The following is a 14123-nucleotide window of genomic DNA, read 5'->3' as shown; positions in this document are numbered from 1 at the left end:
AAAGCAAACCACCACGGGGTAAAGCGCGACGGCATGTCGGGCGTGCCGTTAGGGTTTCGGAGAAGGAGCCGTCGCCGAAAGGACGTGCGCGTGCACCATCGGACCCTGGCTATACTCGCGACGCTGCTTGCCGTTGTGCTCGGTGCGGCAACGGCGTGTGGCAGTTCGAATCCACTCGGTGGCGGCACAGTTTCGGGTGACCTGAAGTCCATCACCGTCGGATCCGCGGACTTCACGGAGTCGAAGATCATCGCCGAGATCTACGCCCAGGCGCTGGAAGCCAACGGCTTTGAGATCAAACGGCAGTTCGGCATCGGCAGCCGGGAAACCTACGTGCCTGCGGTGCAGGACCACTCGATCGATCTCATCCCCGAGTACACCGGCAACCTGCTGCAGTACTTCGACGCTGACAGCACTGCGACCACCTCGGATGAGGTGCTGATCGCGTTACTCAAGGCGCTGCCCGGCGACTTGTCGATCCTGTATCCGTCACCCGCCGAAGACAAGGACACCCTCGCGGTCACCGAGGAGACCGCGCAGCGGTGGAACCTGAAGACCATCGCGGATCTCGCGACGCACTCACCCGAGGTGAAAGTCGGCGCGCCTTCGGAGTTTCAGACCCGCGAGACGGGTCTGGTTGGCCTGAAATCCCGATACGGCCTGGATATCGCGCCCGCCAATTTCGTCTCGATCAGCGACGGCGGCGGACCGGCCACCGTGCAGGCCCTGAACAGCGGCGCGGTCACCGCCGCCAACATCTTCAGCACCTCGCCCGCGATCGAGCAGCACCGCCTGGTGGTCCTCGAGGATCCGAAGAACGCGTTCTTGGCCGCCAACGTCGTTCCGCTGGTGGCGTCGCAGAAGATGTCCACCGATCTCAAGACGGTGCTCGACGCGGTGAGCGCGAAGCTGACCACCGAGGCGCTGATCGAACTCAACACGTCGGTAGAGGGCAACCAGGGCGTCGACCCCGACGAGGCCGCCCGGAAGTGGGTGGCCGACAACGGTTTTGACAAGGCCATTACCGGATGACGGGAGCGCGATGATCACCTTCTCCGAGGTCACCAAGCGTTACCCCGACGGCACGGTCGCCGTCGACAGCCTGAGCCTCGAGGTGCCGCAGGGCACGCTGGCGGTGTTCGTCGGACCGTCGGGCTGCGGAAAGACCACCTCGATGCGGATGATCAACCGCATGATCGATCCCACGTCGGGCACCCTCACCGTCAACGGCGAGGACGTGACCAAGGTCGACCCGGTCAAACTGCGCCTGGGGATGGGCTACGTGATCCAGAGTGCCGGGCTGATGCCGCATCTGCGGGTGGTCGACAACGTCGCGACGGTGCCGGTGCTGCGTGGTGAATCCCGGCGCAGCGCCCGCAAAGCCGCGATCGGGGTGATGGAGCGGGTGGGCCTGGATCCGAAGCTGGCCGACCGCTACCCGGCGCAATTGTCCGGCGGACAACAGCAGCGGGTCGGGGTCGCCCGCGCGCTGGCGGACGACCCGCCGATCCTGCTCATGGACGAGCCGTTCAGCGCAGTCGATCCCGTGGTGCGGGAGGATCTGCAGACCGAAATCCTGCGCCTGCAAAGCGAATTGCGCAAAACGATCGTGTTCGTCACGCACGATATCGACGAGGCGATCAAACTCGGGGAGAAGGTTGCGGTGTTCGGCCGCGGCGGAGTGCTGGAGCAGTACGACGCCCCGGCCCGGTTGTTGTCCAACCCGGCCAGCGATATGGTCGCGGGTTTCGTCGGCGCCGACCGCGGCTACCGCGGGCTGCAGTTCTTCCACGCCACGGGACTGCCGCTGCACGACATCCGTCACGTCCCCGAGCCGTTGATCGACGCGCTCGAACTCGGCCCGGGAGATTGGGCGCTGGTCACCAAACCCGACGGCGGCCCGTACGGCTGGATCAACGCCGATGGCGTCGAGGTGCACCGAAGGGGAAAGTCGTTGTACGACAGCACGATCGCGGGTGGATCGCTGTTCCGGCCGGACGGCACCCTGCGCCTGGCCCTGGACGCGGCGCTGTCCAGCCCGTCGGGGCTTGGCGTCGCGGTCGACGCCGACGGCCATGTCGTCGGCGGGGTTAAAGCCGGCGACGTGCTCGCAGCGCTGGACAAGCAGCGGCAGATACCCGACCTGGGGGATTGATGCGGTATCTGCTGACCCACCTCGACGATCTGTGGGCGCTGACGATCATCCATCTGCGGTTGTCGTTGGTGCCCATCGTGCTGGGGTTGCTGATCGCGGTACCGCTGGGGGCGCTGGTACAGCGCACCACCACGCTGCGGAGACTGACCACCATTACCGCCAGCATCATCTTCACCATCCCGTCGCTGGCGTTGTTCGTGGTCCTGCCGCTGATCATCCCGACGCGCATTCTTGATGAGGCGAATGTCATTGTGGCGCTGACTCTTTACACCACCGCGCTGCTGGTGCGAGCGGTGCCCGAAGCGCTGGACGCAGTGCCGGAAGAGGTGCGGGACGCGGCCACCGCCGTCGGCTACCGCCCGCTGGTGCGGATGCTGAAAGTCGAGCTGCCACTGGCAATCCCGGTTCTGGTGGCCGGGCTGCGGGTGGTCGCGGTGACCAACATCTCGATGGTGTCGGTCGGCTCGGTGATCGGCATCGGTGGGTTGGGCACCTGGTTCACCGAGGGCTACCAGGCCAACAAGAGCGATCAGATCATCGCCGGGATCATCGCGATCTTCGTGCTGGCGATCGTCATCGACACGCTCATCATGCTGGCGGGCAAGGCCATCACTCCCTGGACCCGAACGCCCCGGACGTCCCGCATCAAGGTGGCCGCATGAACTTCCTGCAGCAGGCGCTGGAGTTCATCTTCACCGCGAGCAACTGGGGCGGACCGGCCGGACTGGGCGCTCGTATCGTCGAGCACCTGCAGTACACGGTGATCGCCGTGGTGGTCTCGGCGGTGATCGCGGTGCCGATCGGGATGCTAATCGGGCACACGGGCCGGGGCATTCTTCTCGTCGTCACCGGAGTCAACGCACTGCGGGCCCTGCCCACGCTCGGCGTCCTGCTGCTCGGGGTCCTGCTCTGGGGCCTGGGTCTGGTGCCACCGACGGTCGCGCTGATGCTGCTGGGCATCCCGCCGCTGCTGGCCGGGACCTACGCAGGCATCGCGAACGTGGACCGGTCGGTGGTGGACGCGGCACGGTCGATGGGGATGACCGAGAGGCGCGTGCTGCTGCGGGTCGAGGTGCCCAATGCGCTGCCGCTGATCCTGGGCGGGCTGCGGACGTCGACCCTGCAGATCGTGGCGACCGCCACGGTGGCCGCCTACGCCAGCCTCGGCGGGCTGGGCCGCTACCTCATCGACGGGATCAAGGTTCGTCAGTTCCACATCGCGTTGGTGGGCGCGCTCATGGTGACCGCGCTGGCGCTGATCCTCGATGCCGCGCTGGCATTCGCGGTATGGCTGTCGGTTCCCGGGACAGGCAGGTTGACGCGTTGGCGTCGGATACCGCAACCGTTGCTCGGCGACGAGGTCGCGTTGGAATCACGGACGCCGGTGGCATCACGCGGGAGTTCCGGAGTCCGCTACGAAGCCGATCCTCCGTCGCATACGGTAGAAGGGTGAGTGAAGAGGCGGCCTGGCCGGCCGTGTTGACCTGGCGGGCACACGACGTGCCGAGGATGGAATCGGTACGCGTGCAGCTGTCGGGCAAGCGGATCAAGGCTTACGGCCGGATAGTCGCTGCCGCCACCGCATCGCACCCGGCGTTCTCGGCGTCCTACGACCTGGTCACCGACGAGACCGGCGCGACGAAGCGGCTCTCCCTCACCGTCACCCTGGCCGAGCGGGAACGGCAGCTCTCCATTGCGCGGGATGAAGAGAGCATGTGGCTGGTGCAGGACCACAGCCAGACCAAGCGTTCCGATTATGGCGGCGCGCTCGATGTCGACGTGGTCTTCAGCCCGTTCTTCAACGCATTGCCGATCCGGCGGACCGACCTGCATCAGCGCAGTGATTCGATCACTCTGCCGGTGGCCTATGTCCGGTTGCCGGAGCTGACCGTGGAAACAGCCACCATCAGCTACAGCAGTGCCGGCGACGGCATCAAGCTGCACTCACCCGTCGCGGAGACCACCATCACGGTCGATCCCGACGGCTTCATCCTTGACTACCCAGGACTGGCAGAGCGGATCTGATCACCCCGCCGGCCCGCCCGGCGGCGGCCAGTTCGTCACGCCAGTTCTCCGTGCCGACGACTGTGGTGATGATGTCGGGCCGGCTGAAGCTGTCGTACCGCATCCGGGCGGCGTGACCCGGCTCGACCAACTCGGCAACCGATCCGCTGGTCGCCAGGGTGTCGCGCGCTTTGGTCAGCAGCTCGATACTGCGTTCCAGCGCAGGCAGCAGCTGTTCCGCGTTGGCTTCGCACATCGCGCGGACCAGGCCGGGTGCGGTGGCCGCGACCCGGGTGCCGTCCCGGAAGGAGCCCGCCGCCAGCGCGAACGCCAGCGGCACATCACCGGCGATCTCGGCCAAGGTCTCGGCGAACAGGTGCGGCAGATGCGAGATTGCCGCGGCGGCCGCGTCATGTTCGTCAGACCGGGCCGGCACCACAACCGCCCGGCAGTCCAGCGCCAGTTGCGTCACCAGCGACCACACGTGCGCGTCGACGTGGTCATCGACGCTGACCACCCAGGGCGCGCCGACGAACATGCTCGGGTTGCCCGCGGCCCAGCCCGAGTATGCGGTGCCGGCCATGGGGTGGCCCCCGACGAAGCGATCGCGCAGTCCGAACGCCTCCACCTCCCGCAAAACCGCGCCTTTGACGCTGGTCACATCGGTGAGCGCACACTGCGGGGCGGTGTCACGGATGTGGTCCAGCATGAGCGGCAGCGCCGGCATCGGCACCGCCAGCACGATCAGCGCGTCGCTGCCGGCCGCCCTGTGCAGGACCGCGTCGAGGTCCTCGGTGGCGTCGAAGCCGTCGAACCTGGCGGCCTGGACCGCATCCACCGACCGGTTGTAACCGAACACCTCCCGCCCGGCCGCCGCGGCCGCGCGCATCACCGAGCCACCGATCAGGCCGAGGCCCACCACACACACGGGAGTGTTCGTCACCTTTAAAGGTTGGCACACCGTCCGCGTGGTGGCCGAGGGGATACCTGGTCAAAATCGCTGGTCGGCGACTACCGTATGCGCACATGGAAGCACAACGCGCGCCGGCGGACCTGCCAGACGGTTTCGGCGTCGCCGTTGTCCGCGAGGAGGGCAAGTGGCGGTGTGCGCCCATGCGCGCGGCCGCGCTGAACAGCCTGACCGCGGCGGAGACCGAGCTTCGTGAGCTCCGCAGCGCGGGGGCGGTGTTCGGATTGCTGGACATCGACGACGAATTCTTCGTCATCGTGCGGCCCGCACCTGCCGGGACCAGGTTGCTGCTGTCGGACGCCACAGCGGCACTTGACTACGACATCGCCGCCGAGGTGCTGGAGAAACTCGACGCCGACATCGAGGCGGACGACCTCGACGACGCCGACCCCTTCGAGGAGGGCGACGTCGGGCTGCTGTCCGACATCGGGCTGCCCGACGACGTGCTGAGCGTCATCCTCGACGAGACCGACCTCTACGCCGATGAACAGATCGGCCGGATCGCGCGGGAGATGGGTTTCGCCGACGAGTTGTCGGCAGTCCTCGACCGCCTCAATCGGTGAGATCCGACGAAGAGCTGATTCGCGCAGCCCTGGGCGCCGCCGGATCGGCAGGCCCTAGTGACGTCCCGATCGGCGCGGTCGTTTTCGCGCCCGACGGCACCGAGTTGGCCCGGGCGGGCAATGTCCGCGAATTGCTGGGCGATCCGACCGCACACGCCGAGATGGTGGCGATGCGCGCGGCGGCCGTGGTGCTCGGCGACGGCTGGCGGCTGGAAGGGACCACGCTGGCGGTGACCGTCGAGCCCTGCACGATGTGTGCGGGTGCGCTGGTGTTGGCGCGGGTGGCGCGGGTGGTGTTCGGCGCGTGGGAGCCCAAGACCGGTGCGGTCGGTTCCTTGTGGGACGTCGTGCGCGACCGCAGGCTCAACCACCGGCCCGAAGTCGTTGGTGGCGTGCTGGCGTCCGAGTGCGCGGGCTTGCTGGAGGAGTTTTTCGCTCGCCAGAGGTGAGCGTGGCTGCGCCCGATGTGGCACGTATTCGCCGAGATTGAACCCAGGGACAAAATCCGCGCCGAATCTGTCCCTGAGTGCAATCTCGATGGTCGGCTCGCTTGTCGAGCACGATTATGGGCTGCGGCGCTCGGCCGGTAAGCTGCCACACGGTGGCGTGTCCGAGCGGCCTAAGGAGCACGCCTCGAAAGCGTGTGACGGGTAACCCCCGTCCGAGGGTTCAAATCCCTCCGCCACCGCCATAACTCCTCACCGGTTACCCCCGTTGGGGAGTTTTTTCATGGACCGACACTGGCGTGAGCCGCAGAACCGGAATGCTCCTCATCCTGTTGACCCGCTGCTCGTACAACGTCCAGGCCTGGTGCAGGCGAGTGGCCGCGAGTGCGTACAGCCGATCACGGTCAGCGCCTTCGACTTCCCGTGCCACGAAGCTCCCGCCGCGCCGCCCGAAGTGCAATTCGCATTCCGGATGAGCGAGCAGGTTGTGATACCAGGCGGGATGGCGGTCGCGGCCGAAGTTCGATGCGACGAGGACGACGTCGTCACCGTCGGTGATGTAGGCGAGCGGCGACCGGCATCGCCTACCGCTATGCGCGCCGATCGACGTCAAAATCAGGACGGGGATGTCCACGCTCCGTTGTCTACGTCGCAGAGCGGGCAGTGTCTTGAGCACGATGGACTCCTAACTTCGTCGCCAGAACGAGCCGGCCGGGCCCGCTCAGCAGCAGGCTCACCACGCCGGCCAAGATCAGCAGCGCCTCCCGGAAACCGGGCAATGGATCACCGCCGGGCAGCGGCGCGGGGATGCCGCCCGCGATGAAGCCGAGCACCAAGAGCCCGGCGACATTGAGGGCGTTGACGATGGTGGCGAACCGGAAGAAGACGCCGAGCAGAATGCCGAGCCCGCCGCCGAACTCGACGATCCCCACCAGCCAGCCCACCGCGTCGGCGAACGGCACCCCGAGTTGTGAGACGAGATGGGCGATGTTGGCGTGGCCGCCAGAGGCGAACAACTTGATGCCGCCGTGCAGGATCAGCCCGCCGCCGAGGAAGATTCGCAACGGCACGGGTGCCCACTCCCGCCAGGCCATCATGGCAGCGCCGCCAGATAGCGCGTGGCAGCCAGACCGGGCATGAAGAAGTAGGCGCCGCCGACGGTGTGCACGAAGCGGGGCAGTCCCGTGACGCGCTTGCGGATCGGATCCTGCTGCACGGTGAAGGTCCCACTGTGCGCGTCCCCGCGAGCGCCTGTGATCGGATCGTCTTCGGCGTAGCCGCCGTCGAACTTGGTGCTGTTCACCCAGGTGTGCTGGATGAACTCGAACTGCCGGCCCAGTTGGGTGTTGAAGCAGATGAAGTGCAGGCCGCGGTCGACGTCGTCGTCGGGCTTGCCGATCATGTCGGCGGGATCCATCGACGGCGCGAACGGCGCCCCGTAGACCCGGCCGCGACGAATGATGCGGTGCCGCTTGCCGACATCGATAGAGCGGTCGGAGCCGGGGAACGGGTCGAGCGCGTCACGCGGGTTGGTCCGCCGCAGGTGCGAACCGATCGGACATTTCAAGCCGTCGGGGTCCTCGGAGCGGAAGTACATGAAGTCGTTGTCGTCGGCCAGCGCGGGATTGTCGACGGCAGGCGCCTTCACCAGCGGCGCGCCACTGGGCCATCGACCGACCATCTTGGCTGCGAGGCCGACGCATTCCGGCACCCGGTCAGCACCGAGCATCGCCTTGTCGGCCAGGCTGTTCCAGAATTCAGCCACATCCTGCTTGAGCTGACGAAACACCAGATAGCTGCCGTCCTTGCCGAAGTCGCGTCGCGCGGGATCATCGGGTGCCTCAGGTAGCTGCCCGTGTGGGTCGGCCGACGGATCGACGAGCGGCCGGTCGGTGAACTGCCCGTAGGCGTTCGGATAGCCGAGCACGAATTCCCCTGGCGCCACGGTGTTGCCCGGCGGGCCGCCGTCGTAGCCCTCGATCAGCGGTTGCGAGATGCCGTCACGAAAACCGAAGTGCTCCTTGCGTCCCGGCAGAGTCAACGAGTCAAGCCGCTCAACAATCCGCAACCCGGCGCCGGGCAGATCGTGGCGCGCTTCGAGATCCCGAACGGCCGCGGCGTCGCGCCCGTAGAGCATCAAGAGAAGATCAACCGCACCGCCGTCCCAGCGCCAAGTCGACGGGCGGTCCCCGAGGATGCGGCGACGATGCTCGGTACCGGTCATGCCCTCCCGGAACTCGCCGGCGAGCATGTTCAGATGTTCAGCCGGCAGTCCGAGCGCGGCAAGTCCCGCCGGCGTGAAGGCGATGTTCGTGCAGGTGTCCGTGATGGTCGGTCGAGTGATGCTGTCCCGCAGTGGAAGTTGTGACAACCAGCGTTTGGCCGAAGCGACATCATCGATCGCCACGAGCAGGAACGCCGCATTATCCAGCGCGCCGTAGCCGTGCAGGATGACGCCTTGAATGTCGTCCAGTTGCAACGTCATAGCCGGTCCCAGGGGATGCTGTCGAGTCGTCGGGCGACCCAGTTGGACTCGGGAAGATCATTGCCACAGCCGAATCGGCGCAGCCAGCGACGCGTCTGGGCGTCATCCATCTTCTCCGAAAGCCCTGCGCGGATGGCTTCGTTGTTGGCGATGTTCTTGGTGGTCAGGTGCGGATAGGCGCTGTACCAGACGTTGCTCGGGGCTTGGCGGGTGGGCAGTAGCCGCTTGTAGGCCTTCTCGTCGGTGATGCCGCCGAGGAACAGGAAGCGGGTGCGCGGGAAACCCTCGCCGTTGCTGAATATGGCGTTGAGCCCCCAGGCCGCCTTGTCGATGAAGTCGTTCATGTAGCTCTCCAGGCTGCCGTCGTAGTTGCTGGAGAAGAACAGGCCGCGGTTGCCGTTCATCCGGACCCACCGGGCGAAGTGGATCGTGTTCAACCCCGAAAGCGTTCCGCGGTTGTAGATGTGCCGGGTCGCGTAGTCGGTGAGGAACAGGATCGCGGTGGTGGTGAACCGTCGGAACAGCCCTGGTTTGAGGAACCCGACGGCGACGATCTGGTTGTGCGCCCAATAGTCCTCGTCGTCGCGGAACGCGCGGACCGCGTCGGGGGCAGCAGGCCGGGTGTCGGGCTCGTCACGCTTCTCGTGGTAGCGCAGCAGCGCCACGAACACGCCAAGCCCCAGCACGACCAGCGGCAGGAACGCAATGGTCACCACCGCCAAAGCCGCAGCCCAGAAGTACTGGTGGGCAGCCTCTTTCACCCGCCATGACAGTGCAGGAGCCAAAGCCGGGCGCATCGCCCAGGCCAGATCCTCGCGGTCACACACGAAGTCGACGATCGCCCTCTTCATCTTCGGCGGGTCGAGCGCACCGAAGTCACCGGCATCCAGGAACCGGTTGATCTCGCGCTGCAGTAGATCTTCCTGCTGGATCTGCGCGACGGAGCGTCCGCGCCGGTTGATGTGCGCGGCGGCGGCCTTCGCCTGATGGGCCTGCAGGAAGGCTCGCCGGGTCTCTGCCGTCGCGGCAACCGGATAGCCGATGCAGTGGGAGAACACCGCATCGAGACCGGGGCCGCAGATCGTGGTCAGTTCATCGACATGATCGCGCAGCGGTGCGTCGACATCGGTGAGTAACGCGAGTTGGGCCGGCACCGGGTGTCCGTCGAGATCCACCGTCGGGTCGAACAACACGAGCCTGGCGAAGTGAAGTCCGCTCAGCTCCTCGAAGGACATCACGTCCCATTGTTCGACATGGTCGGGTATGCGGCCGAGCAGCTCTCGGAGCGCGGCCAAACGATCCCGGCTGACCTCGGCCAGCACCGTGAAGGCTTCCTGGTGCGGCATCGCACTCACCCCGTCGAGCGAATCATGAACCATCCGACGCGTTTCCGCCAGAGCCACACGACACCGAGATAGAGTCCTGGCCCTACCAGTCGAATCTCGTCGCGCACCATCCGGGCTAGCGTCGAGGTCTTGGAGTAGTCGATCAGGACGCAATCCTGCCCGTCGACCCAGCTGTGCGCGACGGACAGCCGGGCTTTGATCAGGTGCAGACCGATAGGCGATATCTTGTTGCGCAGCACCGCGTTCCGGCGGTCGAGCACCTTGCCCTGCCACACGATGACCCGCACGAGAAACGCCAGGGGCTTGGTCACCCACGTGCCCGGCCACGCCAGCAGCGTGCCCCTGGTGTCGCCGTCGGGGATGGCGCCTGCAGGCGATTGCCGGAACAACATGTCGAGCGTGCCGTCGCTGTAGCCGAGCAACGCCGCCTCGTTGAGCGGCGTGGCCCGGTTCAATTCCGGCTCGGGACGTGTCATCGCCCGGCCCGGCTGAGGCGTGGCCACGGCGCGAAAGCGTTGCGCTGCCCGTGCAGTACTGGTTCGAGCTCGGGATAGTGACGAATCAACACCGAGCTCATGTCGTTCTTGTCGATCCAGTCCATGCCCTCGGGGGTGTAGACGCGCGGAGTGAAGTCGACGGTGAAGAACCTGTCACTCTTGAGCCGTCGGGTCGCCATCAGCACGAAGATGCGAAACGCGGTGTCGCTGAACCCGAACTTCTCGGGCAGCTTCTCGCCGAACATGCCGACCATCGCGTCGACCTTCTCGATGTCACCGCCGTAGATCTCGCGCATCTTCGCCGCGGTCTCCGAGTTGCCGCCGCTGATCTCCTCGAACGTGGTGGCCGGCTTCAGCCGCAGCTGGCGGCGGAACTCGTTGTAGCGCGGCACACCTCGCTCCCGGGACCGGATGATGTCGACGGCGATCAGGTCGAGCACAGTTCCGTCGGTGCGATCGAAGCGACGCATGAACTTGGGACTGTTGTGCAAGGTGACTGCGCCGGGGTGTGCGACGCCCAGCGAATACAGGCAATCCGCAACTCCCACGCTCTTGAGCACCCCGCGTGAGTTCGCGCCACCATGGATCTTGTCGAAGGAAAGTTCCTGCGGCGGGCCATCTTCGGTGAGACTCAGGAACTCGTAGTCGTCGGGAACCAGCGGGTGCATGCGGTAAACCGTGACGAAGTCCTCGGTGATGGAGTACGGCGCGGCGTGATGTTCGGTGAGCGATCCGGGGATGCCGCTGAAGACCTCGCTGGAGCTCAGCCGCCCGAACAGCTCCTTGACCCGCTCGCCGGCCAGCCCGAACCAGTTCGCCCGCATGCCGATCTGCAAGGTTGGATGGCCGAGAATCGCCGGCGTCCATTCGATGGTGTGGATCTTGGCGATCAGTGCGGCGTTGACCAGCCGCGCCTTGTTGAACAGCTGATCGTCCGTCCACTGCGGGTACGCGGCTTTCAGCCGGTCGCAGATCGCGTTGTGTTCGCGCATGAAGATCGTGCCCATCACTTCCAGGCCCAGCCACCAGCCGTCGGCTCCGCCGGAGGCACCGATCAGCGCCGGGTCGATGTCGATGAACCCGTCGGCGTCGACACGCACCTTTCCGTCTTCGTGGCTGCGAACGGCGTCCTGGAACTGTTGGTTGCTGCCGTAGATCTGCGAGGCGTCCCACCAGTGGGTCTCGGTGTTGAGGAACGTTTTCGGCTGCTGTCCAGGAGTCGCGGTCGGGTCCGCCGGCGTGGCAGGGATCCGAATGGCGCCCCCATCCCACTCCGTTTCACCATCGGGCAGCGGAACGTCGATGGTGCGTTCGGTGCGGGGGTCGTGGCTGAACCAGTCGCGGGTCTCGAACTGCAGCCAGGCGGCGGCCAGGACGTTGAGCGTCTCGGCCGGCCGGAATGCCTTGCGCTGCAAAAGTTCGGTACTGATCAGGCGCGGATTGGGATCCATCAGCTGCGGCAGGTCTTCGGCATGTCCCTTGGCGAGGGCGACGTTGCGCCCGAATCGGGTGCCTGCCATGCCCATCGATGGGGAGGCGAGGTCGTTGTATGAACCGTCGGCGGTCCGGACGGTGAGGTATTCGGCAGGGGTACGCGGCGGCGCCTGCGGTGGATTCCCCGCGTAGGAGTCCTTGAGGTTGTGTTCGCGCAGTGCGTCTCGTAGCCCGATCAGCGTGAGAAGCCCCAACCACGATGGGAGTTTGTCCCATCCGATCCGGCGGTCGACGACCTCACTGACTTTGATGGACAACCTCGTGAGCAGCGATGGCATCCCGGCCTCCTTTCCAAGCGGTGATGGCTAGCGCGGTGTTTACCGCGGAGATGACGATGGCCACCACGCCCTCTTTGCGTGGCAGATCGCCGCGGGCTGCGGTGACGGCGGCAGAGACGGTGTCGGTGGCGTGGATGAGGACCGCGAGCTTCTCGGCCCGACGCAGTTCATCGCCGGTGAGCACGAGAAGGTCCAGTCCGATGAGCACGGTGCGAATGCCGAACATCCGGAACGGATAGGTACCCGAGGTGTCAGCGATGGTATCGACGCCGAGGCGGGCCAACAACTTCTCCGGCGCCAACAGCCCTGCCGCCCCGTTCACGATTCGGATCACCGCAAGTGTCTTGCGTGCAGCGTTCGGAGTCGGCATGGCACTGATCCTCCGTCTGTTGCGGGCCGGGCGAACGAGTAGTCGGCTACCTGTTTTGCTGCCGGACCGTACGGATCCGCGTTCAATGGACACATGCAGCTCATGTCGCCGACCGATTCGATGTTCCTGATCGCCGAGACGCGTGAGCACCCGTTTCACGTCGGCGGACTCGCGTTGTACGAGCCGCCCCGGGGCGCCGGTGCAGATTTCGTACGTGAACTGCACCAGGAGATGGCCGCGCACACAGATTTTCAGCCGGTGTTCCGTAAACACCCGGCGACTCTTCTCGGCGGTATCGCCAATGTCGGCTGGGCCTTCGACAACGACGTCGACCTCGACTATCACCTGCGCCGCTCGGCGTTGCCGACCCCGGGCCGCGTGCGTGATCTGCTGGAGCTCACGTCGCGGTTGCACAGCAGCCTGCTCGACCGGCACCGGCCGCTGTGGGAGGCCCATTTGATCGAGGGTCTGGCCGATGGCCGGTTCGCGGTCTACACCAAGGTGCACCACTCGCTGATCGACGGTGTCTCGGCGCTCAAGTTGGTCATGCGCACGCTGTCGGAGGATCCCGACGACACCGAGGTCCGGGTGCCGTGGATGTTGCCGCGTAAGCATCGGGCCAAGCAGGATTCATCGTTGCTGCGCACGGCTGCGGACACGGCGACAGCGATCGCAGGCATGGCGCCGTCGACGCTGAAGCTGGCTCGCCTGGCCCTGCTCGAACAGCAACTCACCCTGCCGTTCGGGGCACCCAAGACCATGTTCAACGTCTCGATCGGCGGCGCGCGCCGGGTCGCCGCGCAGTCGTGGCCGCTGGAGCGGTTCAACCGGGTCAAGGATGCCAGCGGTGTCACGGTCAACGATGTGGTGCTCGGCATGTGCGCCGGAGCGTTGCGGGCCTACTTGCTGGAGCAGGATGCGTTGCCGGACCGCCCGCTGATCGCGATGGTTCCGGTGAGCCTGCGCGCGGAGCACGAGGCCGACTCCGGGGGCAACCTGACCGGGTCGGTGCTGTGCAATCTCGCCACCGACGTCGACGATCCAGCGGACCGGCTCAGTGTCATCAGCGAGTCGATGCGCGGCAACAAGAAGGTGTTCTCCGAACTGCCGCGGATCCAGGCGCTGGCGCTGTCGGCGATGGCGATCGCCCCGCTCGGGCTGAACGCGGTACCCGGTTTCGTCAAGGCGACGGCGCCGCCGTTCAACCTGGTGATCTCCAACGTGCCGGGACCGCGAAAGCCGTTGTACTGGAAGGGCGCCCGCCTGGACGGCAACTATCCGATGTCGATCGTCCTCGACGGTCAGGCAATGAACATCACGCTGGTCAGCAATGCCGACAACCTCGATTTCGGGCTGGTGGGCTGCCGCCGCAGCGTGCCGCATCTGCAGCGGATGCTCAGCCATCTGGAGGATTCGCTCAAGGGTTTGGAAGTCGCCACGGGAGTCTGAGGGCAATTCCGTAATGGGTAGACCAAAAGCGACCTTTAACGCAAAATGGTTGCCGTGACGGACAAC

16 protein-coding genes and 1 tRNA gene are annotated in these 14123 nt (G+C 66.0%); 9 read left to right on the top strand and 8 right to left on the bottom strand.

Annotated elements, in window-relative coordinates; genetic code table 11:
- Positions 1 to 84: 84 nt before the first annotated feature.
- From ABQF30_RS12125 to ABQF30_RS12105, 5 genes are read left to right on the top strand one after another with little or no spacing between them, the layout of a single operon-like run.
- Positions 85 to 1032 carry an ABC transporter substrate-binding protein gene (locus ABQF30_RS12125; protein ID WP_448463918.1) on the top strand — a complete coding sequence of 316 codons (948 nt, stop codon included), beginning with the start codon at positions 85 to 87 and terminating at the stop codon, positions 1030 to 1032.
- A 10-nt stretch (positions 1033 to 1042) separates the two neighbouring features.
- Positions 1043 to 2155 carry an ABC transporter ATP-binding protein gene (locus tag ABQF30_RS12120; protein ID WP_448463916.1) on the top strand — a complete coding sequence of 371 codons (1113 nt, stop codon included), beginning with the start codon at positions 1043 to 1045 and terminating at the stop codon, positions 2153 to 2155.
- Complete coding sequence (locus ABQF30_RS12115; protein WP_448463915.1) at positions 2155 to 2817, top strand: ABC transporter permease; 663 nt, start codon at positions 2155 to 2157, stop codon at positions 2815 to 2817. The genes ABQF30_RS12120 and ABQF30_RS12115 overlap by 1 nt, the downstream gene beginning before the upstream one ends.
- Entirely contained in the window at positions 2814 to 3608 is a 795-nt protein-coding gene (locus tag ABQF30_RS12110; protein WP_448463913.1) for an ABC transporter permease, read from the top strand. Before ABQF30_RS12115 ends, ABQF30_RS12110 begins: the two co-directional genes overlap by 4 nt.
- Before the next feature lie 56 nt (positions 3609 to 3664).
- Positions 3665 to 4180 carry a putative glycolipid-binding domain-containing protein gene (locus tag ABQF30_RS12105; protein WP_448464938.1) on the top strand — a complete coding sequence of 172 codons (516 nt, stop codon included), beginning with the start codon at positions 3665 to 3667 and terminating at the stop codon, positions 4178 to 4180.
- Here ABQF30_RS12105 and ABQF30_RS12100 read toward each other — a convergent pair.
- Positions 4143 to 5102, bottom strand: coding sequence for a prephenate dehydrogenase (locus ABQF30_RS12100; RefSeq protein WP_448463911.1), 960 nt, complete (start codon positions 5100 to 5102; stop codon positions 4143 to 4145). The genes ABQF30_RS12105 and ABQF30_RS12100 overlap by 38 nt on opposite strands.
- An 83-nt stretch (positions 5103 to 5185) precedes the next feature.
- Here ABQF30_RS12100 and ABQF30_RS12095 point away from each other — a divergent pair, with 83 nt between their 5' ends.
- From ABQF30_RS12095 to ABQF30_RS12085, 3 genes are all read left to right on the top strand, one after another.
- Entirely contained in the window at positions 5186 to 5692 is a 507-nt protein-coding gene (locus ABQF30_RS12095; protein WP_448463909.1) for a tRNA adenosine deaminase-associated protein, read from the top strand.
- Positions 5689 to 6141, top strand: a complete 453-nt coding sequence (locus ABQF30_RS12090) for a nucleoside deaminase (protein WP_448463907.1) — start codon at positions 5689 to 5691, stop codon at positions 6139 to 6141. Before ABQF30_RS12095 ends, ABQF30_RS12090 begins: the two co-directional genes overlap by 4 nt.
- 151 nt (positions 6142 to 6292) lie before the next feature.
- Positions 6293 to 6383: transfer RNA gene (locus tag ABQF30_RS12085), tRNA-Ser, on the top strand.
- 14 nt (positions 6384 to 6397) lie between these two features.
- Here ABQF30_RS12085 and ABQF30_RS12080 read toward each other — a convergent pair.
- From ABQF30_RS12080 to ABQF30_RS12050, 7 genes are read right to left on the bottom strand one after another with little or no spacing between them, the layout of a single operon-like run.
- Positions 6398 to 6772: a nitroreductase family deazaflavin-dependent oxidoreductase gene (locus ABQF30_RS12080; RefSeq protein WP_448463905.1), complete on the bottom strand. Its 375-nt coding sequence runs from the start codon at positions 6770 to 6772 to the stop codon at positions 6398 to 6400.
- A gap of 10 nt (positions 6773 to 6782) precedes the next feature.
- Entirely contained in the window at positions 6783 to 7232 is a 450-nt protein-coding gene (locus ABQF30_RS12075) for a DoxX family membrane protein (RefSeq protein WP_448463903.1), read from the bottom strand.
- Complete coding sequence (locus ABQF30_RS12070) at positions 7232 to 8623, bottom strand: Dyp-type peroxidase (RefSeq protein WP_448463901.1); 1392 nt, start codon at positions 8621 to 8623, stop codon at positions 7232 to 7234. Before ABQF30_RS12070 ends, ABQF30_RS12075 begins: the two co-directional genes overlap by 1 nt.
- Positions 8620 to 9969, bottom strand: a complete 1350-nt coding sequence (locus ABQF30_RS12065) for a hypothetical protein (RefSeq protein WP_448463900.1) — start codon at positions 9967 to 9969, stop codon at positions 8620 to 8622. The genes ABQF30_RS12070 and ABQF30_RS12065 overlap by 4 nt, the downstream gene beginning before the upstream one ends.
- 5 nt (positions 9970 to 9974) lie before the next feature.
- Positions 9975 to 10472 (bottom strand): hypothetical protein, encoded by a 498-nt coding sequence (locus ABQF30_RS12060; RefSeq protein ID WP_448463898.1) that lies wholly within the window; start codon positions 10470 to 10472, stop codon positions 9975 to 9977.
- Positions 10442 to 12238, bottom strand: coding sequence for a peroxidase family protein (locus ABQF30_RS12055; protein ID WP_448463896.1), 1797 nt, complete (start codon positions 12236 to 12238; stop codon positions 10442 to 10444). The genes ABQF30_RS12060 and ABQF30_RS12055 overlap by 31 nt, the downstream gene beginning before the upstream one ends.
- Complete coding sequence (locus ABQF30_RS12050) at positions 12198 to 12608, bottom strand: hypothetical protein (RefSeq protein ID WP_448463894.1); 411 nt, start codon at positions 12606 to 12608, stop codon at positions 12198 to 12200. Before ABQF30_RS12050 ends, ABQF30_RS12055 begins: the two co-directional genes overlap by 41 nt.
- A gap of 93 nt (positions 12609 to 12701) precedes the next feature.
- Between ABQF30_RS12050 and ABQF30_RS12045 the strand changes: the two genes are divergently transcribed.
- Entirely contained in the window at positions 12702 to 14057 is a 1356-nt protein-coding gene (locus tag ABQF30_RS12045; RefSeq protein WP_448463892.1) for a WS/DGAT/MGAT family O-acyltransferase, read from the top strand.
- Positions 14058 to 14123 lie beyond the last annotated feature (66 nt).

This window comes from Mycolicibacterium sp. XJ870, assembly GCF_053483975.1.
This window is presented reverse-complemented; position numbering and strand designations above follow the sequence as displayed.

Excerpts from the sequence above, each read along its gene's own strand:
- ABQF30_RS12120 (WP_448463916.1), top strand. The coding sequence starts at position 1,043 with ATGATCACCTTCTCCGAGGTCACCAAGCGTTACCCCGACGGCACGGTC.
- ABQF30_RS12115 (WP_448463915.1), top strand. The coding sequence starts at position 2,155 with ATGCGGTATCTGCTGACCCACCTCGACGATCTGTGGGCGCTGACGATC.
- ABQF30_RS12110 (WP_448463913.1), top strand. The coding sequence starts at position 2,814 with ATGAACTTCCTGCAGCAGGCGCTGGAGTTCATCTTCACCGCGAGCAAC.
- ABQF30_RS12105 (WP_448464938.1), top strand. The coding sequence starts at position 3,665 with ATGGAATCGGTACGCGTGCAGCTGTCGGGCAAGCGGATCAAGGCTTAC.
- ABQF30_RS12095 (WP_448463909.1), top strand. The coding sequence starts at position 5,186 with ATGGAAGCACAACGCGCGCCGGCGGACCTGCCAGACGGTTTCGGCGTC.
- ABQF30_RS12075 (WP_448463903.1), bottom strand. The coding sequence starts at position 7,232 with ATGGCCTGGCGGGAGTGGGCACCCGTGCCGTTGCGAATCTTCCTCGGC.
- ABQF30_RS12070 (WP_448463901.1), bottom strand. The coding sequence starts at position 8,623 with ATGACGTTGCAACTGGACGACATTCAAGGCGTCATCCTGCACGGCTAC.
- ABQF30_RS12065 (WP_448463900.1), bottom strand. The coding sequence starts at position 9,969 with ATGCCGCACCAGGAAGCCTTCACGGTGCTGGCCGAGGTCAGCCGGGAT.
- ABQF30_RS12055 (WP_448463896.1), bottom strand. The coding sequence starts at position 12,238 with ATGCCATCGCTGCTCACGAGGTTGTCCATCAAAGTCAGTGAGGTCGTC.
- ABQF30_RS12050 (WP_448463894.1), bottom strand. The coding sequence starts at position 12,608 with ATGCCGACTCCGAACGCTGCACGCAAGACACTTGCGGTGATCCGAATC.
- ABQF30_RS12045 (WP_448463892.1), top strand. The coding sequence starts at position 12,702 with ATGCAGCTCATGTCGCCGACCGATTCGATGTTCCTGATCGCCGAGACG.